Source organism: Methylomonas sp., from assembly GCF_023228165.1.
Taxonomy (GTDB): domain Bacteria; phylum Pseudomonadota; class Gammaproteobacteria; order Methylococcales; family Methylomonadaceae; genus Methylomonas.
Window position 1 is genome coordinate 1 of record NZ_JALOBS010000020.1, and the last position, 23215, is coordinate 23215.

General features: G+C 44.5%; 16 protein-coding genes. 7 read left to right on the plus strand and 9 right to left on the minus strand.

Going from position 1 to position 23215, the window contains the following annotated elements:
• Positions 1 to 469 precede the first annotated feature (469 nt).
• Positions 470 to 1210: a hypothetical protein gene (locus M0R33_RS15215; RefSeq protein ID WP_292571004.1), complete on the plus strand. Its 741-nt coding sequence runs from the start codon at positions 470 to 472 to the stop codon at positions 1208 to 1210.
• Between the two features lie 196 nt (positions 1211 to 1406).
• On the opposite strand, the gene M0R33_RS15220 is transcribed toward M0R33_RS15215, so the two are convergent.
• Entirely contained in the window at positions 1407 to 2003 is a 597-nt protein-coding gene (locus tag M0R33_RS15220; RefSeq protein WP_292571007.1) for a hypothetical protein, read from the minus strand.
• A 79-nt stretch (positions 2004 to 2082) separates the two neighbouring features.
• On the opposite strand from M0R33_RS15220, the gene M0R33_RS15225 reads away from it, so the two are divergent.
• Positions 2083 to 4530: a helicase-related protein gene (locus M0R33_RS15225; protein WP_292571009.1), complete on the plus strand. Its 2448-nt coding sequence runs from the start codon at positions 2083 to 2085 to the stop codon at positions 4528 to 4530.
• 16 nt (positions 4531 to 4546) lie between these two features.
• Here the strand turns inward: M0R33_RS15225 and M0R33_RS15230 are convergent, their stop codons facing one another.
• Complete coding sequence (locus tag M0R33_RS15230) at positions 4547 to 4792, minus strand: hypothetical protein (protein WP_292571011.1); 246 nt, start codon at positions 4790 to 4792, stop codon at positions 4547 to 4549.
• A 160-nt stretch (positions 4793 to 4952) separates the two neighbouring features.
• Here M0R33_RS15230 and M0R33_RS15235 point away from each other — a divergent pair, with 160 nt between their 5' ends.
• The gene (locus tag M0R33_RS15235; RefSeq protein ID WP_292571013.1) at positions 4953 to 5168 is read left to right on the plus strand and encodes a hypothetical protein; all 216 of its coding nucleotides are present in this window, start codon (positions 4953 to 4955) and stop codon (positions 5166 to 5168) included.
• Positions 5169 to 5218: 50 nt separating this feature from the next.
• On the opposite strand, the gene M0R33_RS15240 is transcribed toward M0R33_RS15235, so the two are convergent.
• The gene (locus M0R33_RS15240; protein WP_292571015.1) at positions 5219 to 8278 is read right to left on the minus strand and encodes a PriCT-2 domain-containing protein; all 3060 of its coding nucleotides are present in this window, start codon (positions 8276 to 8278) and stop codon (positions 5219 to 5221) included.
• A gap of 57 nt (positions 8279 to 8335) precedes the next feature.
• Positions 8336 to 8776, minus strand: coding sequence for a hypothetical protein (locus M0R33_RS15245; protein WP_292571017.1), 441 nt, complete (start codon positions 8774 to 8776; stop codon positions 8336 to 8338).
• 68 nt (positions 8777 to 8844) lie between these two features.
• Between M0R33_RS15245 and M0R33_RS15250 the strand changes: the two genes are divergently transcribed.
• Positions 8845 to 9510, plus strand: a complete 666-nt coding sequence (locus M0R33_RS15250) for a hypothetical protein (RefSeq protein WP_292571019.1) — start codon at positions 8845 to 8847, stop codon at positions 9508 to 9510.
• A 2-nt stretch (positions 9511 to 9512) separates the two neighbouring features.
• Here M0R33_RS15250 and M0R33_RS15255 read toward each other — a convergent pair whose 3' ends face one another.
• Entirely contained in the window at positions 9513 to 9842 is a 330-nt protein-coding gene (locus M0R33_RS15255; RefSeq protein ID WP_292571021.1) for a hypothetical protein, read from the minus strand.
• A 236-nt stretch (positions 9843 to 10078) separates the two neighbouring features.
• On the opposite strand from M0R33_RS15255, the gene M0R33_RS15260 reads away from it, so the two are divergent.
• Positions 10079 to 11158, plus strand: coding sequence for a hypothetical protein (locus M0R33_RS15260; RefSeq protein WP_292571023.1), 1080 nt, complete (start codon positions 10079 to 10081; stop codon positions 11156 to 11158).
• Between the two features lie 75 nt (positions 11159 to 11233).
• Here the strand turns inward: M0R33_RS15260 and M0R33_RS15265 are convergent, their stop codons facing one another.
• From M0R33_RS15265 to M0R33_RS15275, 3 genes are all read right to left on the minus strand, one after another.
• Positions 11234 to 13657: a hypothetical protein gene (locus tag M0R33_RS15265; RefSeq protein ID WP_292571025.1), complete on the minus strand. Its 2424-nt coding sequence runs from the start codon at positions 13655 to 13657 to the stop codon at positions 11234 to 11236.
• A gap of 557 nt (positions 13658 to 14214) precedes the next feature.
• Positions 14215 to 14442 (minus strand): hypothetical protein, encoded by a 228-nt coding sequence (locus M0R33_RS15270; protein WP_292571027.1) that lies wholly within the window; start codon positions 14440 to 14442, stop codon positions 14215 to 14217.
• A gap of 162 nt (positions 14443 to 14604) precedes the next feature.
• A complete protein-coding gene (locus tag M0R33_RS15275) occupies positions 14605 to 16893 on the minus strand; it encodes a hypothetical protein (protein ID WP_292571029.1) in 2289 nt (762 codons plus the stop codon).
• 117 nt (positions 16894 to 17010) lie between these two features.
• Here M0R33_RS15275 and M0R33_RS15280 point away from each other — a divergent pair, with 117 nt between their 5' ends.
• Positions 17011 to 21201: a hypothetical protein gene (locus M0R33_RS15280; protein WP_292571031.1), complete on the plus strand. Its 4191-nt coding sequence runs from the start codon at positions 17011 to 17013 to the stop codon at positions 21199 to 21201.
• A 61-nt stretch (positions 21202 to 21262) separates the two neighbouring features.
• On the opposite strand, the gene M0R33_RS15285 is transcribed toward M0R33_RS15280, so the two are convergent.
• Positions 21263 to 21700: a hypothetical protein gene (locus M0R33_RS15285; RefSeq protein WP_292571033.1), complete on the minus strand. Its 438-nt coding sequence runs from the start codon at positions 21698 to 21700 to the stop codon at positions 21263 to 21265.
• 188 nt (positions 21701 to 21888) lie between these two features.
• Between M0R33_RS15285 and M0R33_RS15290 the strand changes: the two genes are divergently transcribed.
• Positions 21889 to 23193, plus strand: a complete 1305-nt coding sequence (locus M0R33_RS15290) for a hypothetical protein (RefSeq protein WP_292571035.1) — start codon at positions 21889 to 21891, stop codon at positions 23191 to 23193.
• Positions 23194 to 23215 lie beyond the last annotated feature (22 nt).

The following is a 23215-nucleotide window of genomic DNA, read 5'->3' on the forward strand; positions in this document are numbered from 1 at the left end:
CAAAATTCGTCTCTGAAATATTAAACCACGTCTTCTGACTTTCTACATTTTGCGGGGGAAGAGTCTTTCGTGTCTTGCCGAATGTTTTGACGGACTGTTTCTTGATTATATCCTGCAGGACTTGCATACTGGCTCATCTGTCTATAAAAAAATATACCCATCTACATTTAGATGGAGAAGGAAAAAAGCCATGTGGATAGATTTTATTGTCAATTCTTTTCAAGAAATATCAACCTTTTTGCTACAAGTTGCGACCCTTTTTCCGCAATTTTCCGTCGTACATTTTGGCATTCTTCTATAATCAGTTAAATGAAATTCAATTTTATATTATATTTAATCCAGTAACAACAGAAGCCTGTAGAAGAACAAATGACTTCTCAAAAAAATAATTCAAATCGCACGGAATTGTCATTAATCGTTTTTTTGAACTTCGTTTTCGTATTATTAAGAAGGTACGATATAATTCGCCATGGAAGAGCCGCTATTGAACGATGCGCGTGGATATGTAAAAGGTATTTGCTCGGCACACGGTATTGATGAATCGCACGCAATCAAGCATGCTATTGCCGTAGAAAATCATATTAGGCGTTGTTTCGAAGCAGATACCATTTTTAATCTTGATAATCAGACAAAGACAGATTTATTGCTCGCTGGATTACTACACGACGTTGACGACCATAAATATTTCGAAGAAAATTCAAGAAATGCCGCGGAATTTCTTGAAACGCGCATTTCTTGCGAGCGCGCGAGTCGCGTGAGTCGGTGGATTAGTTATGTTTCCGCGAGCAAAAATGGCAATATGATTCCGCCCGAAGCCATGAAACATCCATGGGTATTATGGGTTCGCTATTGCGACCGTATTGAAGCTGTTGGCGTAATTGGCATTCAACGCACGCTCGAATATAATCGCCGTCACGGCGCACCGGATTTTCAAGAAACGACTCCAAAAGCAACAACGCGCGAAGAAGTCATCAAATTCGCGACGAAAGAAAGGTTCGAAGAATATCAACTGACCGGCAAATCTCTCAGCGCGATTGACCACATATTCGATAAATTACTGCATCTGTGCGATGTATCTACGAGTTCCCCCGAAGGGGTCGCGGCTTCGCCGAGTTCGCCATATATCGACACGCAATTATTACTCGGAAAGCAGGCGTTAATCGACGTCTGCATTAATTATGGGAAATTCGGGCGCCTTATTCTTTCTTAGTGCGAGATGGCGCCAAGCCGCAATTATCGGCATTTTATTTTTTGTCTTCTTCTTGATTCGCTTGGATTATTATTTGTTCGCGCGGAATCAAATCATAAACGAGATTTAATCAAGATACAAGCAAAAAATAAATCGTTTAAGCAAAAACTTCTTTTTTGCGCGAATTCGCGACAATCGATCGCTGAAGTAATACTTTTCATGAACTCGAAAGAGATTTACTTCCTTTCGCAAGAAAACACTGTCTACATGCAGCGCGATATGCCTCGATTCCGCCTATTAATTCTTGCGCACCGGATTCCACAATACGCAGAGTGAATGCCGCGTCATTGCCGCAGAAATGGCAAACGGCTTTATATTTTTGATAATCATCCGCAATTGGAATTAATTTCAATACTTCGCCAAATTGTTCGCGCCGCGAATCGCCGTCAAGCCCATCGGCGATTACGATTTTTCCAGCATTCGCGAGTTGCTCACAAGCGCTTGCAATGCCGCAGAGAAATTGGATTTCATCAAAGACAATCACATCCGCGTCATGTATCAATTTTGTGATTAGGCTTTCTGTTATTTCTCTTCCTGTAGAAATCGCTGGCATTGTTGTGCCATCATGCGTTGCGCATTCAGTCGCGGAATAGCGCGTATCTTTGCCATATTTGACGACAATCACGCGTTTGCCGGCGATTTGATGGCGGCGCGCTCTGCGAAATGCCTCTGACGATTTGCCGGAATACATATTTCCAAGAATGAGTTCAATTCGCCCACTGCCCACCGAAGTCGCCATCGCGCGAATACGCAACTATATAACAATAAAAAACGATTTCAAAATAAAGACGCCGCTAAGCGACATTAAAAAACAATCGCGCCTTCAAATATAAATGCCGACTCTTCTCGATAAAGGCAATTTACGCTCCACGACAAATAATGTCGAAGAGCAAGCCAAATTGGATAACATTATTCCTATAGATTATATTCTCGACTGGCTTCGCAAGCGCGAATCGCGCGCTGGATTGGCAAATCGCGTGTTAATCGTCATTGGCAGAGTCGCATCGGGAAAGAGCACTGTTATCCCCAGCTATATTTATCACGACCTTGTAGCGAAGCGCATAGTGCGCGCCGGCGGAATCGCATGCACGCAGCCACGAAGTCTAACGGCGATTATGAATGTGCTGGGGATTATCTCGCTTCCCGTTTATTCATTTTTGCGCCTCGGGGAAACTATCGGCTGGGAAACGAAATATAACAAACTTCGCCCGAAAAGTTATGCATTCCATTCGCTAACAGTCGGCACATTGTTAATGCAACTGCAAACGCTGACAGATGACGAAATTATTCAACGATACAGATACATTCTCATTGATGAAGTACATACGCGCGACTTAACAACAGATATGACGATTTCTATGATGCATTCATTCTTGAATCGCCAAAAGGATAATCCGCGTTGCCCATTTCTCCTCTTGATGAGCGCGACATTGGAGCCAACTCACATGCTCGCGTATTTCGGGGGAACACTCGAGAGTAACGTAATTATTTGCGAAGGACAATCATACCCTCGCAAAACCGAATGGGATTGGGGAAAAGCGCCAGTAAAAAATCTATCCGCCAGAATCGCAGAAACAATTGCGCACATTGTGGAATTAGCGCCGAAAGAAGATGCGAATCGCGCAGATATTCTCGTGTTTCTGCCAGGGAAAGCCGAATTAGCAGACGCAAAAAAAGCGATAGTAGAAAAAGCAGAAAGTCAGCTTTTTGACAAATTTGGCGATGCAATTTTGCCAATAATAATCGACAGCACATCGCAACGCCTGAAAACCGCCGATTTCGTCGCATTTGAAACGCCGCACGCGCAAATCCGTCATCCGCGCCTGATTCGCGATGGAGTATCACCGCCAATTTCGCGAAAAGTTATTCTTTCCACAAATATTGCGGAGACGGGATTAACACTCGACCAATTAAAATATGTAATTGATTCGGGGTTTGACAGAGGAACCGAATTTCATCCGCGACATGGAGTGAAAATTCTGCTTACGAAAGGCGCTTCCATCGCGAATATTACGCAACGATACGGACGTTGCGCGCGCAAATTTCCTGGGGTTTGTTATCCGCTCTATAGCAAGAGGGTGTTTGACGAATTGCTGCCGGCATATAAACTGCCGGAGATTGTCGTGGGCGATATCTCGGAAATTATACTGCATATCATTATTGCGCAACAAAAGGCAAAATTCCTACAGAATCATTCGCCGAAAACCGCATATTTCCATGTCTCAGATTTATCTATGCTTGATATGCCATCGCCGGACGCGATTCATTTGGCGCTAGAAAAAATGCAACTACTCGGCTTTATTAGCTTTGATGCGCCGCCGTTCGAGTTGGATGCAGAGGCATTTATTAGCAAAAATAAAGAGCAAACGAGTAGCGAAGCCTCTTCGCAAGATTTATTTGGCGTGCCGATGCGCACATTTCCACTGGCGAAATTGGGCATCACGCGATTGGGAAGACTTGCGAATGAGGTGTTGTCATCCGCGAATTGCTCGCCAGAAGCAGTAAGGTTGATTCTTGCCGGATACGCGTATAAATTTTCAATTATCGAATTAATCGATATCGCCGCGTATACATCTGTGACAGCAAGTGAATTAATGGAAACCGAAGTCGGCAAACCGCAATCCGCGATTGAACGCGATTCGCTCACGCGCATTTACGCCGATATATTCGAGGATGATTCCGCATTCGATAAGATGCGAGAAATATCTGGCGACGAGTTTATGGATATAGTATTTATTATCTATTCATTGAAGCAATATATCGCCAGAAGTCCGCCAGAGCGCATGAATGACGCAATTCAAGAATGGTGCGCGGCATTTCGCATAAATATCAGTGGAATTATAAATATTTTGACTGCGCGCGAGGCAATAACGAATGCGCTTTTGGCGCAAAGGATGCATATTAGCAAAAATAGTGGAATAATTGACGCATGTTTCGGCGAGAAAATTGCATCGCCAATTTCTCGCGATAATATCGCGCTTCTCGCGGCAATAATTCGCTTAAAACGCTGCCTCTATGAAGGCTACAAAATGAACATCGCTCGCCTTCGGCTCGATCCCTCGGAGGGAGCGCACAATCGCAGCGAAACTGCGCACAAAGATTATCGTACTCGCAGTGGACTAATAGTCGGTCCGCCAAAGTTAACAAATCCGCCGAAAGTATTTCTCTTTGATTCGCTTTTTCCGCATAATTCACCAAAAAAAGTGACGATGATTGTCACGGCGATGAAAGTATCCAGTTTGGATGGTTTTATCGCGGAAGACCCTGGATTCGCAAAATAGAGAAGTATTTCGCTTTTTACCTCGGCATAATCGGCATTATCGATAAATTTCGCGTAATATCGCGCAAACCTTCTAAATCTGCGCCGATTATCATTTTCACAAATTTGCCAACGGCATCATAGCAAAGAAAAGACGGTATGCTGGAAACTGCGAAATCCGCGGGATTAATAAGAGGGCGTTTTTCGCCGTCGAGAATAATCCAGCCGAAATGAATAACTCCGCGCCATGTAGAGCTCAGCTGCGCAACATCGCCGCGAATCATGCTGCACGCGGGGCAACTATTTTTCATAAATAATACCACATTCGGTTTTCCGCAATATCTCATTTTTTGATAATCATCTAGCGTAAATATACGCGAGATACAAGACATTTCTTAGTTTATATATTATTCAACGTGCGACTACTCACAACAAGAAAAATTCATGGATAATATAATCGCGCATCAGAATGCGTTTTTCTGCAGCGGGGAACAAATTGTTGTGGATACAAATTTGCTCATTGCGCGCGATTTTGCGCAGCATTTCACCGCCAAGATGCAAATGAGTATGCCAAGTCACACCCGCATTGCCGCCGGTGGCAATCAGCGCGATGGTGTGCTGCAAATACCAAAGAAGCCATGGAAAATAGTCGTGATATAATTTCGGCGCAAAAAAATTAGAAAGGAAGAGAAGGAAGAGGGATTGTTTTTTTATTCAATATTCGTTGTGCGCGTGAATGAGGATTCGCCGACATCGGGTGTATCTTCGAATCGCTCTTTGACGCGACAATGACGAACATATTTCTTGCCATCATCACCGGCGAAAACCAACTTATGGATGCGTGAATTCTCGAATAATGACGCGATTTTCTCTGCATCGCCGCGTTCAGATGAACCGCTCGTCTTTGCGCGCTCCGATTGGTAGCGATTGACAATTCGCTCAAGAGGAATAACAACGCCATTTGGCGCGAAAATGAGCATTTCTGCGATAAAGCGGTTTACTGGGTCCATTCTGTTGCGGAATTCCTCAGTTTCGCTGTCGATTGTCGGCGTCGGAATATTCGCAAAATCGCCGCCATATTTATCGTGGAAAATCTGATAATAGTGTACCAAAATTGAGAGCATTGCCGATTGATACGCGGGGTCATTAATCTTCAATTTGACTAAATTAATATCTTCTTTGTGCTCATTTGGATTGCGTGGATCCGGATGCGGCACAAATCGCGCTTTATTATTATAAAGGCGAAGTCTGTCCCACGTACCGTTATCGGTTGTAGGCACATTAAACACAAAGTTCGACAACGCGCATAAATTCGCTATGATTTTGAAATTCTTCTGGGGTGAGAATAATTCTCGTCCGGATTGATGCCCGGGCGACACGATACTCTTAATTCGTGCAATATTGAGCGTCTCTTCAGCATTGGCTTCATCGAAATAACCGCCCCGAATACCATCGAGTTGCATGAATGCCGAATTTGCGCTCTCCGCGCGTTCTGTGTTTGATGTTAAAAGCTGCATTTTGAGTGTTTTCACATAATCGAGCCCAAGTGCGGCTTGCGCCATTTGCATGGAGAAAGATTTGCCATTTTTGCCACCTCCAACAAGAAGTACCAATATTCGCGCCGCGTCATGCCCGTCGAGCCATGTGGAAAGATAACAAAGCATAAATTCAAATACATCATCTTCTAAGTATATTTGATGATAAACACTGAGCAAATGCCGAATTTGTGGATTGTTCTCATCGAAAGGAATATAATCCGCCCGCGTAAATTTCATCACGCGCATCTCGTGGAAACCGGATATGAGTTGCACTGGATTGCGGATTCGCAATATACCATTGCCGACTCCGATAATCTCTGGGTCTGCATCCAGCGATTCGGCAAAGTTGCGAACCGCCAAACGATGTTCTGTGTCTTTAATAACGCTGGTGCGGAATGGCTCCGATGCGAGTTGTTTTTTTGTCTTTCCAGTCGTTCCAATGACTGTTTCTGCGCGTTTTATTCGCCTATTCAATTCTTTGATGCGATTTTCATCTTGTTCGGCTATTTTTTGATGAATCAACGAATCGCGCGCTTCAAGAAGACGATTAGAACAGCGATCCAGTACTTCACTATAATGTGAAGCAATGTAGATAAACAATGCATGAGGAATTGATAATCGCCGCCATTTAAAAAGCTCGCCGTGTTTTTGAGTCTTTGCTGGGTCAATAACAAATTCAAACCATGTATGTGGTGCGCATCCTTGCGAATCGGCATCAACGACATACATATTGCGAACATTTCCGCACAGTAACTCCGAAAAATGTGAATGCCCAAGAAAACCATCATTCTTGTATATCATTTGCTCTACTGTTTGCTCCTCATTCAAGAGAAGTGCCTCTTTATATGCGTTCTCATCAGTTTCTTTTGCCCAAAAGATAAGTGAGCCGATGCTCAATTTTCCTTCGCGCGGAAGTACTGCTTGGCGACTGCGAATGCTGTCCCACACTTTGATGAAGCCGCTGTATGAATATTTTTCTTTGCATCGCATGCTGAAAAATCGCGCTATTATTTCGGCTTTCGAGCCTTCTTCCGCAAGAATACAGAGTACTTTAAACCATTTCTCGTATTCCGATGCGTAAGATATGTCGAGAATCCAAAGTAGGCGATTGATAAATGCAAGATGCTCGGATTTTTTCTCCAAAAGGCGGATTTCATCGGCGATGATAGCGCGCTCTTCGTCAAAAGACGCAAAGTCGCGACGAATTTCAGGCGATGAAAAATCTTCTTCAATGCTGATTTGCGCATCGAGTGATGTCGCAGCACCGCAGATTAATGGCGCGGCTGCGGCGGCAATTTCGATGCACTTGGGTTCGCGCTTGATTAGCCAAACAGCGAAATCTTGTGTCGGAACGAGGCTAAAACAGCAACTTAATTCATATGCAAGACTGATATTTGCTGGAATCGTTGATTTAATTCCTCGCAGTGTTATTTGAGTGCCGGTTTTCGTGATTTCAATGCTTTCAGAATGTACGCGAGAGCCCATAATTGTTATCCTTGAAACACTAACAAGCTGGTATGGAATTTTGCCTACTTTGCACGAACCAAAGAAATGATTCGGCACACTCGCGGCATTTCCGTCGACCATTTGCCCGATTTCGCTATCTGCGGCATCGGCTTTTAATATTTCACTCACGAGCTCATCAGTGACAATCATTTCTTTAAAATTCGCAATAATCTGGCGGCGTATCTTTTTAGCAAACCAATATTCTGGCAGCAAGATATGCATTCCATCCTTATAGATTTGCCGATGCAGTGGATCGCTTTCTGTCTTAAATTTATCGAGAACAACAACGGGTTTTGCGATGAAGAATACGTGAAATGAGCGGTCGCCCTTTCTTTCAGTAATATCTAAGACTTTCGCAACAGCGCTTCCAAGAATATCCGAAAGCATAGTAAGAATTTCATCAGTAAACACTCGTTTGGGGCTTAATTGATATCTGTCAAGGTCAATCATTAATCCATTTGCTGCGTTTGTTTGATGTTCTGCCAAATGCATGATAATTTCATCCTCGCGGCATCTATCCATGAGCGAAAAGAAGCGCCGAATATCTGCATCTCCGGAGATAAAATACTTTGCTTTTTCCGAGACACTAATAATATTATACGGCTCCGGCGACTGATTTGTGCTCGCCTGGAGCACAAATTCAGATAGAAAATTATCTAATTCTCGTGCATATAAGCTGGTAATGTTTTTACAGGTCGCTCGGCATCCCGCGATGCCCGAGTCCATGTGGCGGATTTTATATATAGGGAAGTGTAAATTTTAATTGGTTTTTATGCGCAAATATTAATCAGTGGGCATTTTTAGCACGCTGGCAGCGGACAATTTGTCTATAACTTTTATTTTCCAAGTATGATTGCGTGTAGGTGCGATTTTAGCGCGATAAACACTGCCATTGCGCATTTGTACCCAGAGGAGTTTCGGCGCATCTCCAGGATCTGTGTGAAATATTTTAAATAGATATGTTTCAATTGCGGACGGTGAAAACTGACGCGCAGAAGCGAGAGTTTTGCAAATTTCACCGCACTCAATAATATTAGAGTCATCAAATACGAGAAACGCAGCGGCGATTTGCTGGCACGAAGCTCCCCCGGAGGGGTCGAGCCTTCGGCGAGCTCGCGGCGAAATTTGCCGCAATTTCCATTGGAGAATCGCGGTTGAGGTTGTTGTTAAAATTCTGATAATTGCAAAAAATAGGCGGATAAGGACAAAAACGATTGATTCCATTTTTGCGCGGAGACTTATAAATTGAATTCGTAATTCTGTAATATATAAGCAATTTATTACGAGCGAAAATGTCTCTCTTGCCCGATGAAGACTCGAGCGATGAATCAATCGCTGAAAGCATCGCGGAGGATGGTTCAAGTGCTTCGCATGAGCCAATAACGCCTGCGGTTTCCGTATTCGGCGGAACGGAGAAGAAAGATGACGATGAGTCCGAGGAGGATTTGCCGCAAGGTGAAGAATTGGAAGAACTTGCCGAAGGCATGACAACTCCAGGAGAGCCGCAAGACGAAGCGGAATCCCAAGATGAAGACGAATCCGCTGCCGAAGAAGAAGTGCCGAAAATCCCCGCTTTTCCTCGTAAAACAAGAGAAGAACGGGATTTCGAAGATAAGATTATTATTGTGCCTGATGACGAACGCCAAACTTCTGATGTTTTAAGCCTTTATGAAATGGCAGAAGTACTCAGCATTCGCTCTGACCAAATTGCGCGAACTGGGACTATATTGGCAAAATACGACAAAACAAAGCAATACACTGCGATTGAACTCGCGAAAATGGAGCTCCAGCAGCGCATAATTCCGCTTAAAATTCGCAGGGAAGTTGGCAAAGAATTGATTTTCTCGCCGCCAGTGCGGCGTATTTTCGTTGAATTATGGTCGCCCAACGAGATGATATTCGCGCGCAAAAAAGAAGAAAATGTCTCCGCGGAAATTGTGCCAGCAACATCGCAGTAATTTTACACACCCTGCGGTGGCGAAGTGCTCGCGGCTTCTATTTTTTCGCTCGCGGTAGCACTGCCACATGCGCAAAGATACGCAACGCGTTCCGCTGTGCCAATGCGAATAATTGTCATATATTGTCTGCCACAATGCGCGCATGCTTTTTCAACCGAATAATTCGCGCGGTCGAATGGCGCGCGTTCTTTCATTGTTCTAAATAAATCATCGGTTTCCCTATCACCAACAAGCGTTGTAGACATAAGCGTATCGGCATCCGTACCATCGACTTTTACCTTGCAACGCGGGCAATCGAATTCGATTCTATCTCCAATCGTGGATTTATCCATTCGCGTGCCACAACTGCAGAAACGCATTATTCCCGATTGCTTCCCTTGGTATATGCCCTTATATTTCTAATGGTGAAGGACTTCAAAAAGAAAGGGAGAGCTCCCGCGTAGCGGTCGAGCCGAAGGCGAGCTCGCCTTCGGCTCGACCGCTACGCGGGAGCTCTGTAATCCCCTTCTTAAAAAATTGAAAAACGTATTACTCATTCATCAAGCAGGAAAAAATTAAATATAAACTCATGGCAGACCAGCAACGGAGGTATTCGCGCAGGTATGAAGATGAGAATTCCGCGGCATGGCGTGCTTTAGATAAAGTAGAAATGCGGAAAGCGCACGATTATCTGCAGGGAAAAGCTGACGAGTTTCCGGAAGCCGCATACAATGTGGCAAATCAATCATATAAAGACATGATTGATGCCCGTTATAATCTCCAGGAACAGTGTGAAACACTGCGTCAGCGGCTATTCGACGCAGAAACCCAGCGCCAAAATGCTGAACAGCAGACACTCGCACTTTTTAAAGAAATACGCACCGATGTGCGGCGCGAGAAACCAGAAGAAAATCCCGCGATGGGCGGATTTATAAAATTGGAGACAATTGACGATAAATCTGGCATATGCGGATGGAACGGAAAAGCTCCCGAAGGAAAATATTATTTTGGTGTTCGCTGTACCGAACTCGTGCGTCCAGGAGTTCTCCTCTGCGCGCTTCACTCGCCGGCATTGTCGCCGTGCAAAAGTGAGCCGAAAGAAGCTGCACATTGCGCGGCTCGGCAAAGTCTCGGTGAAGCTTCGAGCGAAACTGCACCGCTGAAAATATTTCCGCATAAAAACGTAGTCGAACGCAAAATTGCAAAACTCGCCAAAGGCTCGACGACTCCGCTGGAACTCGGCGTAGCCTCGAGCACTTCGCACGAATTCGATAGTACTCCGACCGAGAAAAAAGATGCTCCCGCGAGTGTAGCAAATTATCGCACTGCTGTGCTCCAGAATTTGCCAACTACTGTGCCAACTAAGAAGCCTTGCAAAGCAGCGGAAGATGCAAAACCAAAAGCGGAAGAGAAACAGAAGTCTTGTGAGGCAGCGACTTCGAAGAAGGAGCCAAGCGAAGCAGCGACTTCGAAGAAGGAGCCAAGCGAAGCCGTGACTTCGAAGAAGGAGCCAAGCGAAGCAGCGACTTCGAAGAAGGAGCCAAGCGAAGCCGCGGCAAAGAAGGATGAAAAACCGAAAGCCGAGGCATCAAAATCGCAAATGGACGAAAAGCAGAAGTCCGGCGATGCTCATGCGAAACCCGATGAGAAATCTCCCAATACGGAGTAAAAAACCTACCGAAAAGAGCATCTTTTCTTGAAAAAACAACACATGCAGCATTACGCCATGCGAAATCTTTTTTTGTTATTTTGTTAGAGTCGCAATATCTTCGTAAAGCGGCTTTATCTCAATTGCGTCAAGCTTCTGAATTCTCGATGCGAGATAATTTAAGTCAATTTGGTCGCGAATCTTCGGCGCGAAATAGTCCGGATTGTCTTTTATTGGCTTCATTGGCGCGAGATAAATCTCCGGAAAATCAAAATCATAATATTCAGTTATGAATTCGCCCTCATTTTGAGGAACCATCGTTGATTCTTCAATAATATAATCGCCGAAGACCATAGACAACAATTGCAAATTTGGCCAAGGTAAGTCTCGTGCAGATGTGATTCTGCCTGCAACTAAATCGAGCACATTTACGGAGATATTTGTCTCGCAGAAGTCTATTATCCTATCAAGAGTATGGAAAATCGCAGGGTCAATTGTCTCGCGAATTCGCCCATCGCCATCTTCTGTAAGCAAATTGGTGCGAATAGAAAGAGCGACGCGATATGGGTCAATCACAGAGAATATTTTAAAGAATAAATCGAAATTATGCTCGAGGATTGGAATCAATTCGCGATGATATTTGAAAATCGCTGGATATGCATCTTCGCTATATAGAATGCGTTGGCAAGTGGCTTTTTGCTCGGATTGCAGTTCTGATAGCATTATTGATGGGTCGTCAGAATATTGCAGCGTTTTGTCTGTTATAATCGAACGAGAAAAGTCGAATACTTGTCCATAGTACCTGGGGTTCTTAAATCTAAAAACTGCGTTGGGAAGCCGATAAACAACATATTTCGTCTTCACATCAGTGGCTTCTTTTAACCCACGACAACGAGAAACACCGATGTTATCGAGATGCGAATCGCCATGTATAACGCCGAATTTTTCATTCATCAAATAAAAAGCATAAATATAATCAAATAACACTCTAATCGCATCATGATAATCGTGGAAAGGATTTCCAAATGGTGTATCTGGCATTAAATGGCACGCACTGCGAGTCGTTACTTTGGCATTTTCTATCATTCGTACTAATACGACATTCGTCATATGCGCATTGTTGTGAATAAATTGCGCGGTGCCCATCAGCGAATCTGCGATTTTCTCGAAATTAGGAATGCGCAAGCTGACTGCGAGTTCCCCGGATTTCTTCTCGTGATATGTCTTGGTTTCTAATTTCTGCAGTGCGGACACCATTGTGTCTGCGACTTGCCCATATTCAAATTTCTGATGCATTTGGCGGTTCTCAAAATTCGAAACAGGAAAAGGATACGAAATGAACCATCCGCCTTCGAAGCAAAACGCAGGAGATATGAGATTCCGCGATAATCGCGAGAATAATTGCGATAACCATACTTCCCGCCAGACTTTTTGCCGCACGTTGCCTACGAACCGAATATCATTAACCGCGAGCGGCGCCATTTTCGCGCCAACAGGTCGACCAAATGTCCAATTTCCGAACACAGTATCATCCATAAAATTCCATACAAATAATTCACCCACATTTATGGAATATTTCCCCATTAACTCGCGATATTTCGCAATATCTTTTTCTTTTTTCATCCAAAAATTCATATGTGTCGGCGATAGATGGCGAGGCGTATCTTGCTCAACAATACGCGTCATTACTATCATCCAATAAAAACAGAACATATGTGGAACCAAACGCGTATTATTCATTTTTGTAAAGTGAAAATCTCGCGTTTGTCGCGGGATAATCGTTGGGAATGAGAAGTCGGTTGTGATAAACTTCGCGTAACGCGGCAATAAGTAATCTTCAACGCTTTCGAAAAAATCAGTTTGTTTCGTTCTTACGCGGTCGATAATTTCTAATGGAAGCACAATATCGCGATATTCACCATCAAATGAAACGAAAGATGGACCGAAAATGACAAACAAATCATTCGTCTCCTGTTTTTCATTATCAGCGGCTGATACTATTAAAGCGCATATTCGCGGCTCATCGCCTATCTTGAACGTCACTGTTGTAATAATCGCGCGTACTTTTTCTACTTGCTCTTTTACTAATCTGGAGATTAATTCCGCATGCGCCGCCGAAAAGATTGTTTGGGTCAAATTGCTTCGCGTTCGTGGAATTTTTCCTTCCAAGAATGGAAATAAGCGAAATGAATACTTAATAACTTTCAATTCCGCGGCATTTACTAATTGGTTTTCTAGTGGTTTCTGTTGGGGACTCTCTGTGGTATGGTCAGGAATGGGCGCTTTACTCGATGAGATATCATCAGTATGCGCATTTTTATACTCTGACTTGGCAGCTCCCCCAGCAAGCTCCCGCGTAGCGGTCGAGCATCGCAAAGCGGCGACACCTCCGGTAGAGCCGAAAGCGAGCTCGGCGAAGCCTCGACCGCTCCGCGGGAGCTCCACCGGAGGTGTCGGGCACCGCAATGCGGTGCTTTCTTCGGGGGAGCTGAAGGCGGGCTTTTCTGGTTTGGAATTCATTAAAATTGAATTCAGACAAACTGTATTATATATATAACAGCTTTTAGGAATACTCCTCTATAAAAAATGAGTACAAGCGATCCCCCAGATAGTGACTTTGGCTCGTCAAATAATGGATTATGGGCTCGACAAATTCAAATTCTTATCAGACATTCTTCTTATAGAAGAATACCAGCGCATCAATTAAATTATTGCCCGAATAGATTCGAATTTCAAATTGCTATAATTGCAACAGCATCATAACGCTGAAATATATCAACGCGCAAACACGGCGTAAAACAATATCCCGATGTTCACATAGAACAAAATCGGCGTAAAACAATATCCCGGCGTTTGCACTAATGTGCGCGCAATATAATTTGCGAATCGCAAATAGAGCAGTACCAATAAGACGATACTGCGCGTCATTGCAATAATTGCATTGACACAATCCAAAAAAATACTAAAATATCAAAAAAAGTATTTTTTTGGATTGTGTCAATTCATTTTTTACGCATCGGATTTCGCCAGCTCTTGTTTCAGATGGCGCATGTTGCTTATTCCTTGCGCGCCGAGAATCACGACGCCACGAGGGCGAAATGCGTAAAATTGATGCTCACTAAAATCAGGTCCGCGCAGCGTTTCGCTGCACGATTGCCCATCAGTGCGCACTTGGCTTTTTTCTGCGAATGGGCAATCAACAACTGCCGCGTCAAATAAGCTTCGAGGAGAATTACGCGGGCAAAATCGCTCATGTTGCGCGCGCGACATAAAATGCGCCATTCCACTGGCATCTCGCGAATCATAAATGCTTCCCATTTCTTGTTTATTAATAATGCGTCGGCGTATATAATGCTCGCAAGGATGAAGCAAAAAAATAATTGGAAATTAGATAATTGTGGATTTGAATTGAAATTTGGGTTAAATGATGGATTAAATGGTGGGTTGATAATTTGTAATCGCTTTAATTAAAGTACGTCCATGAAGCGCATATATTCGCCGCGCCGCTCTGTGCCGATCTGCAAATCGCGCAGAAGCCCGGTTGATTCCTGGCTAAATGGATTTATATCCGCAGCACGGAATGAATGCAAGAAATTATTCGCCGCGATTTCCGCGGATTTAACGACGCTCGTAAATTTATCCCCGAATAACTTTACGCCGCTTTCATCGCTCGGCGCACTGCCGCTAAGTGATGTCGCCACCGCGGCATCGCCAGTTGCGCGCATTTTCGCAAGAATAATTGAACTTATGCGCTCGATGATATAATCCATTTTTGCATAAAATTCGGCAGCATGTGGGAATAGCACGAGGAATTCGCTATGCGCAGTTGGATTCAAATAAGCCCTAAGAGACATAAAATTCAGCCGCGTCGTATTATCCAAGTGCATAGTCATTTCTCGCGGAATATCGTAGACATGTTTGACGACTGCGCGCCTAAGCGAACTCTCGAGACAGACATTCGCATCGGCGCCCAATTCTTCTTCGAATTCTGGCTTTGCCCGCAAAACAAAGCCATGATGTATAGCGCGCGTTGTGAGGAATTTATTTAGCGCGGATGAGAGAATATGCTGAATCGATTCCGCCGTATCCGCGCGATTTATCGGCTGTTGCCGCGTAATGCCGGGAATATCGGGACCATCAACGATCCAAATTTCGGCTCCTCCAGAGGAGTTACGAGGTTTATTTTCAGATTCCGTAACGTTGTACAGTGGATGAAAATCTGGGTGATGAATGCCAATTGCATAAGTCTTTTCTTTGTTAAGCGCACTAAAGAAAGATGAAACTCCGGAAGTAGTGGGCGATTGCATTTGACTCCACGCATCTTGCAGAATTTCTGCATACGTCTTATTACCCATCCACGTGTACGTAGAAATATCGAAGGCGAAACTGCTCGCAATTCGCCACCTACCGGCACGAATATCGTAATAAAGTGTCACGATTGTTCCGTCTTTCGCCTCGAAAATATCGTATTTTTCGAGATTGCCAAACACTTTATTTAGCGATGGTGATGAGTTCAATTCACTTGGGAGCGCCGCGAGAATCTTACAAGAATAATCGTGAATGTCAATTACGACGCCATTTGTCGCGCGACAAATTTTCGAAGCGAAATTGCAGCTTTTGCGATCGATTGTAATTGAAACTAACCCACTGGTAAATGCTGGTTCGTGTTTGATAAGGAGACCCAATGGATTCAGAGCGGTCATAAGTAATCCGGCGAATGCCGATTGCGATGATACGTGTTCCGCGATTGCTTTCTCCGAGAGTTTTGCGAGAATTTCAGGAAGAGATGCGAGTTTATCGAATTCCGGCAGAGATATTTCGCTAACAATCTCATTGCGAGAAATACGCATTTCTCGCGCATTGTGACGCGGCGCTCCACCAGAGGCGTCGAGGCTTCGCCGAGTGCCGCGCGCACGATGTGCATAAGGCGATCTTCCGCGGAAATTGCCGCGGGATGATGCAGTTGGGACTTTTTCAGCCTCAGTCGATTTCGGTACTCCGCCGGAGGCGTCGAGGCTTTGCTGAGCTCGCCGAAGGCTCGACCCCTCCGGGGGAGCTCCCGCGTTGCGGTCGAGCCGAAGGCGAGCTTCGCGGATTTGCTGCGCTGGAGAATCGAAAACATCATCATCACATTGAATATCATCCGCAACAGGCGGCATACTGTTCACATAATAAAGTCCGCGCATATTGCGCGAGCTCGCCGAAGGCTCGACCCCTCCGGGGGAGCTTCTTCCGCGGCGAAAATCACCCTCGCGAGACGAACCGCGCGAAGGATAAAAATTCGCGCGTTGCGAACGTGCCGCCTCTGGCGCCACTCCGCGCGGACTTTCTTTTTGTTGCGAAAAATCGCCAAATATTCGCGGCTCGGCGAAGCCTCGACCCCTCCGGGGGAGCTCCCGCGTAGCGGTCGAGCCGAAGGCGAGCTGGCGCGGACGTGCGCGATATACGCACGAATATTGCCGAATTTCTCTCTCTGCTGGTGCGCAGTCGCCCATCTGTGTTCGCCCGCTTTGCGCGTATTTTTGGTGGATTACCCTTGTACTTTCTGCGGGCTTCTCTGTTGGTTTTTCAATTGGTTTCTCTGTGTATTTTTCTGTGGGTTTTTCAATTTTCTCTTGCGCTGCGGCAGTAATTTCCGCGGGAGTGTTGGTGCTCGGCGAAGCCTCACCCACAACGCGAGTACTTTGCTGGATTTTTGCTTCGGGGGAATGTTCTACAATCTGGCTACTATCTTTGGTCTCACTATTTGCCGCCATATTGCTATTTGGTCGCTACGATATATAGGAAGCGATGAAAGACTATTATAAAGTCGATATAATTCTGATACAGTCATCGTTTAATATATAGTGAATGCTAAAATAGCCAAATCCCTTATGGATGAATCTCTTATTCCATCAGAACAAATTACAATTGTGGAATCCGATGCCACTAAAGCAGTTTATTTGCACTCCCTTACAAAAGACGAAAGAGCCGTATTCATCGAAGAAGCGATTGAATCCGCAGCGCAAGATGAATCGCTTATTTCGCTTTATCTTTCGATGGGCGAATTAGTCGACGGTGATAATAATTACAGAATCGCTGCGAGCAAGCCTAAAATGCCAGAATTACTTCTTCGGCGACTTATTCTTATTAGTCAATCTGTTTGCCCTATTTATCCGCTTATCCAATTTTCTACCGAAAAAGAAGTGCCGCAGGCATTGCATCGCAAACAAAAACCAACTGCGGTTTCGCGCGCATCACATGCCGCGCCGGAAGACGAAATGAGTTTTGCCATTCGCTTCAATACGCGCGTTCCCGCAATCATTAAACAAACACAGGCACGCGCGTTAATTCCCACGATGATTCCGCGCAATGAGAGTGTTTTTATTTTGGGCATTTATGTACCGAATGTGCTTGTTTCCAACTTCTTCGGAAAATACGTCGTTCCGTTTGCATTTGATGGTCATATTTTCGTTCCGACAACTTCCAACGCGCTGGTCGATGTTTATCCAAAGAAGAATTTCTTGGAAATTGTAGATATCATTTACGCGGCGGTATTGCGACTTTATAATCTTGCCAATCAGCAAATAGTCGCGCTGACAATTGCGAATTTCGCACCGCCGATAATACAGAAGCCGGCGATTGTGTCATCCGAAATTCTGGTCGTCGATAAACGCGCCGATATCGCGGCAAAGAATCGCGCAGTAAAATTATTCTTGGACATCTGCGATAAGCTGGGGATTTATCCACTTTTCGCGACCGATAATCAGAAAGAATTGAGTATTTCTACTGCCACAAAAGTCGACCTTTACATTATGGGATATTTATCTGTTATCTATTTGCTGCTATTCTCAAAGAAGTTGACGCGCGAAAATGAGATTTTCGTAGAGGAATTTCTTTCGCACATTGCGCAATACAATGCGCAACGGTCGCTACGTTCGCGATTGCGCCAAAGTGCCATCATTCGCGATGGGCAAATATCGCACGTAATTTCTATTATTCGCCAAACGCTGGGTCCGGCAGCGCTCCAAGCGGCAACTTCGTCCATATTTTACGATGCGGAAGAATTGCTCTCGCGAATACCGCCAAAGGGACGAAAACTCGTGGAAATGGAAATCGCGCGAGAGAAAGTTTATCTCCAGCAATTAATTTCGAACACGTGCGACCATCTGCGCATCATTTCGCGCATTCGCGCAGGGAAAATGCCGATTCCAGCGCGCGAAGAATTATTATCGCGGTTCAAACGCGAATACATCAAATCGAAGAGCGGTGAAACGGCGCGCGAAATTTATACTTGCCGCAAATGTGGTCTTCCTTTGATATGTCCGCATCAAATAAAAGCAATTGAATTGGAAATGCTTACACGCCCGAATCCGATGCAAATCCGCAATGAGATGCGCGAATTTATTGTCTGGATGCAGGATTACAAAATTTATGCATGCGGAATTTGTGGCGAAATAATCGAAGACCCGCGGCTTCTCGACGACAAATCAGACGACCCGAATTTCGGCGAAAGTGATATTCGCGATGAGAAATTGCAAGAAATAATTTGGGGCGAGTTGATGGGCATCACGCGATATTTCCAACTGCGTAGTGTTCTTGACCCTATTCGCTTTTATCGTAGTATTGCGCGGAATGTCTATCCTTTTATCCAAGATATTGAGCGCGAAATTGGCAAAGCAAAAACAAGTTCTTCACAAGAAAAGCGCCTTAAAGTTCAACTATTTACTATCATTTACTTATTCTGTTATATCTCTTTTCTTGTTGTGAACATTCCGCGAATGGCAGAAATTATTATCCCGATTGATGAACGCGGAAATCCGATATTGCGCGGAAATACGCGAGGAATAGATAAACATGCGATTGGTGTGCTGCTGAAATTCATTAAAGACAGAGTATTGTATGCGAAAAATATTGTACTTCGCGAGATTCCTGGCGCATCGGCAGATTGGCTGCAAATGCGCATCATCGAAGTTTATAAGCAAATTCGCCAGCGCGGCGCAACTGGGCTTATCGACACGGCGACAGATATTCCAAAAAGTGAGCATTTAACACTGACAATCGCGATACTCGAAGACCCTATTTTTAGTTATCTCCAGAAAATGACTCTCGATATGAAAACACTTAGGATGCCGAGTTCAGAAAGTCTCGAAAAAGTAATCGGCTCTGTGAAAGATTATCTTTTGCATCATAGAATGGCGCTGGAAAGTCTTTCGCCGCTAGAACGCGCAAAACTCGATCCAGCTCATCGAATTCGCCAGCGATTGCGACAATTATCGGCAAAAGAAGCGAAAAATGCACGCGACCGTGCCGCCGGTGAACCACAGCCAATAGTCAGTGTGTTTCATACTGCATGCAAAAAAATTCCCACACTTACCGAAAAAGACGCACAATCTCTCGGCGAAGCCACGCTCGGAAATGAAGCGAATATTAAACAAATATACGCGAAAATCGCAGATGCTTCTTTCGAATTATTATGCGAAGAAATAAGAGACGCGCTTTATCTTATCCCTCATTACGAAGAAGTGCCAGTGATAAGCAAAAAAGATAAAACGCCCACAGAAGTAATATCACAGCGATATTCATCTTTTTATTCGCGACTTTCCGCGGTTTATGATATTAGCCGCGCCGCGGATAATATATTCGATAGACGGTATGCGCAGCCGACAATGGTACGTTCTGCGATAATTGCGCCAAAATATTGGCGGCGCTCATCGCGAATCATAATTCCGGCGCCATCATTCAATTTCGATGAATTTGGGCGCCCGCATAAATGGGGAATTTCGATTCTAAAAGATGGTTCCGAGAAAGTTGGCGAAACGTATATGCGAATAGTCGATAAAAAATGTTCCATTTGTGGCATTCTTCGCTCGAAGCGCGAAAGCCTAAATCAAGAAAAGGTCAAATCCGCATTGGACACGCAGCTTATCATTCGTAATTTCTATAGTTTCTTCGAAATCCGTTGTCCGCGCGGAACGCTGCATGAAAGTCGGCAAAGCCTCGGCGGAACATGCGCGAAATGCGGATACGCATCGCAATTCGCGGCGGACATTTATTCCGCACAATCGCGCGAATATTTCGAAAACAACCGCGTTTCATTTGACGTACTCATTAAATTGCCCCTTTTGCCTCCGCAGCCGGAAATTCCACCAAATGTACGTCAGCCGGCACCAAGCAAAGAGTTGGAAAATTGGACTTTCGATTACGAATCAATAATCCGCACCGGCGAACTTTTCAGAGTCAGCCAGAAATTCATCGCGAGTCTCGGCGCGAAAAATGGACAAACGCTCGCGGATATTGAATCCGGCAAATTTGTGCCGCCAGAGCCGAAAAATCGTTACGACCGCCGCATTTTTATCCTTCGCGGATATGTTTCGCGCATTTGCGCAGATTACCAATTTCTTTCGAATCTCCACAATGTCGCAAAGTCGCCAAATTGGGTCATTAGTATTTTAGAAAAGTTGAATATTTCGAAGCCGAAATTTGAGTCAACGGTTGAATCCGCAATTCCGCCAATTGCCGCAGTATTTCCACCAGGGACGATTCCGCTCACTCCGGCATTTACATATATCGATGAAACACGTAAACCGCGTGAAGTTGCCGATTTTCTTTTGCAACTAATATGCGACGCATTGAATAATATTAAAAGTATAAAGAAGATGCCAGAAGCACAACATGCTGGTCGCGGCGAAATAGCAGCAAATGCCGCGCAAAATTCTTCTTCGCGAGATTTAGCCGTGCGCGCTGTGATAATGCTCGCTGAACATACGATGAACACGATTATTGACGCGGAAAGATTAAGTCTAAAACCCGGATATTTCAGCATAGATTTAGTGCAAAAAGAAGCTGCAACACTATTGCGCGGAACATCAGCGGTAAATGCAGAAGACCAAACGCGCGACGCGAATTTAATTCCAGATGCGCTGGATACTTCCGATGCGGATGAAGGCGAACGAGATTTCAATCCTGAAATGGATGACCCATTATCCCTCGATGCATTTGACGTTGATGATGAATTTGATGCCGAGGATGACGCGACGAAAATTGAAGACGATGAGCGTACGCTTATTCACTTGGAAGATTAATTAATAGACCGCGGTAATTTCTTTTTTTGATTCGGCGGAACCAATTCACAAAAAAAGAATTTTAATTCTTCTTAGCGATTTTCCTGAATCCCGGCATTGGCTGTGGATTTCCGTATAATTTCGCGAGACTCTGTTTTTTCGCAGCGGAAACCACTGTTGTATTTTCTTCTTTTTTAATTTCATCCATCGCGGCTTTCATTGCCGCGGCAACTGGCGATTTTTCAAAGCAACCAATCCGCGCGTTATAAAACGCGTATACGAACTCTTCCGCAATTTTTACGGCAATAGTATACGCGTAGCCGGATTCCACCAATTCACACATCATATCTTCGTATAATCTTGCGCCGAATGAGCGAATATGCTGCACACGAGAGGCGTGTTTTTTCACTGCGAGTTGCGGATTTGTGCGGACAATCGAAATATAATGCGCCTGCAATTCGCCGCTTAATGCGCGTTCCTTATCCAATCCTTGCGGCAGTTGTAGACTTAATTCACTCATTTTTGAGCTCCCGCGTAGCGGTCGAGGCTTCGCCGAGCTCGCAGAGGGCTCCGCTTCGCTTGAGTTTATATTAGCGTTCTGCTAAAAGGCTGTTCTGTTTGATTGATTTCGATACGAAATTCAAAAAATGAAATCAGTCGCTAAAAGAATAAGAAGGGAGTTTGCCCAAGATGAAGAGGAGTTTCGACATGATTGAGTATTCAACCGTTTCGCCCAGGATGAGGCAGTTTCCCCCATATACGCCAACCAACGCGGCGTTTCCGAAATTTGCCGCGTGGTTAACCGCAACGAGGCAAATAACTCAGCAATCATTTGACACCGCTATGAAGTCAATAAAAGATTCTCCATTTGTGCTTAAGGATTATCTTGCTTTACAGACGATATTTTCGCAAATCGCCGGAAGCGCAATATCTTGGCAGTTTATATGCGTTGCTTGCGCTGCGACGACTATTGTGAATCTTTCTCATCGTTTTGAAGCGGCTATGCATTTCTATAAACTTGCATCACATTTTCCAAATATTGATGTCGTGCCATATCTATTCCGGCAACTTAGAAAATCACTGGAACAAGAAGAATACAAACCACTGGACCTTCGTGATTTCTACAATGGTGCAAAATCGAATTGCCCAAAGCGCGAATTTTGGAACGCATATATCGCAGCGGCAAAAGTTACACATAGCGGTTTAGACTTATTTATGTTTCTGAAACATTCATTCCTCCAAGCAATAAAGCAAAAATTCGGAATTTTGCCGTTCGATACATATGATACAATGGTGATACTTTGTGAGTTTGACAAGATAGAAATAGTCAAAAGTTTATTCACACAATGCTATATTACACAAGTCGTGGAGTGGCTCGCGGAACAATTGCGGCTGGGTCAAATAAACGGCGGTAGATGCGAATATATTCTCTATTATCTTTTCGGACTTAAAAAGCATCCATATAGCGAGCGTGCGATTGATGGAGATGGCGAAGAAGAGGAAGTAGTCATCGATTTTCCGCAGCCGAAATATTCGCGCAAGAGCATCGTAGCGATTATCTGCGCAAATCCCGGCATAATCAAGCTGTTCCTCAAGAATAAAGTTCCGATTCATGGCGCGCATGCGTGGAATTATATCATGACGCACAACTGGCACGATGCCAAGACGATAAAACTGGTCGAAAAGCTCATTGCCGCCAATATTTCACCGTTAGAACGAGATGAAAATGGCATTCACGCATTTGGCATGCTGCAGTATACGCAGCCGTTCGCTGCATTTCCTGCGCAATATCCGACTCAGGCGGATGCGGAAGAAAACTCGGACGAATTTAACCGCCTTTCAGAAGGAAGTTATCTTCTCTATCTTGCGTTTAAGAATCTCGCCGCGAGTTGTTGTCTTCGCGAAGTTTGCGTTGCGGCACTTGCGCGACAAGATGCGAGAAGCCCATTCTTGCTATTGTCGAAAGACTGCATCTGTTTGATTTCGGAGATGATTAAGAATTTCGAAGAGTAAATCACTTCGCACAGTGACGTAT

Coding starts and splice junctions, on each gene's coding strand:
- M0R33_RS15290 (WP_292571035.1), top strand. CDS start 21,889: ATGATTGAGTATTCAACCGTTTCGCCCAGGATGAGGCAGTTTCCCCCA.
- M0R33_RS15215 (WP_292571004.1), top strand. CDS start 470: ATGGAAGAGCCGCTATTGAACGATGCGCGTGGATATGTAAAAGGTATT.
- M0R33_RS15245 (WP_292571017.1), bottom strand. CDS start 8,776: ATGGAATCAATCGTTTTTGTCCTTATCCGCCTATTTTTTGCAATTATC.
- M0R33_RS15240 (WP_292571015.1), bottom strand. CDS start 8,278: ATGGACTCGGGCATCGCGGGATGCCGAGCGACCTGTAAAAACATTACC.
- M0R33_RS15265 (WP_292571025.1), bottom strand. CDS start 13,657: ATGAATTCCAAACCAGAAAAGCCCGCCTTCAGCTCCCCCGAAGAAAGC.
- M0R33_RS15285 (WP_292571033.1), bottom strand. CDS start 21,700: ATGAGTGAATTAAGTCTACAACTGCCGCAAGGATTGGATAAGGAACGC.
- M0R33_RS15260 (WP_292571023.1), top strand. CDS start 10,079: ATGGCAGACCAGCAACGGAGGTATTCGCGCAGGTATGAAGATGAGAAT.
- M0R33_RS15235 (WP_292571013.1), top strand. CDS start 4,953: ATGGATAATATAATCGCGCATCAGAATGCGTTTTTCTGCAGCGGGGAA.
- M0R33_RS15250 (WP_292571019.1), top strand. CDS start 8,845: ATGTCTCTCTTGCCCGATGAAGACTCGAGCGATGAATCAATCGCTGAA.
- M0R33_RS15280 (WP_292571031.1), top strand. CDS start 17,011: ATGGATGAATCTCTTATTCCATCAGAACAAATTACAATTGTGGAATCC.
- M0R33_RS15255 (WP_292571021.1), bottom strand. CDS start 9,842: ATGGATAAATCCACGATTGGAGATAGAATCGAATTCGATTGCCCGCGT.
- M0R33_RS15270 (WP_292571027.1), bottom strand. CDS start 14,442: ATGATTCGCGAGATGCCAGTGGAATGGCGCATTTTATGTCGCGCGCGC.
- M0R33_RS15275 (WP_292571029.1), bottom strand. CDS start 16,893: ATGGCGGCAAATAGTGAGACCAAAGATAGTAGCCAGATTGTAGAACAT.
- M0R33_RS15230 (WP_292571011.1), bottom strand. CDS start 4,792: ATGATTCGCGGCGATGTTGCGCAGCTGAGCTCTACATGGCGCGGAGTT.
- M0R33_RS15225 (WP_292571009.1), top strand. CDS start 2,083: ATGCCGACTCTTCTCGATAAAGGCAATTTACGCTCCACGACAAATAAT.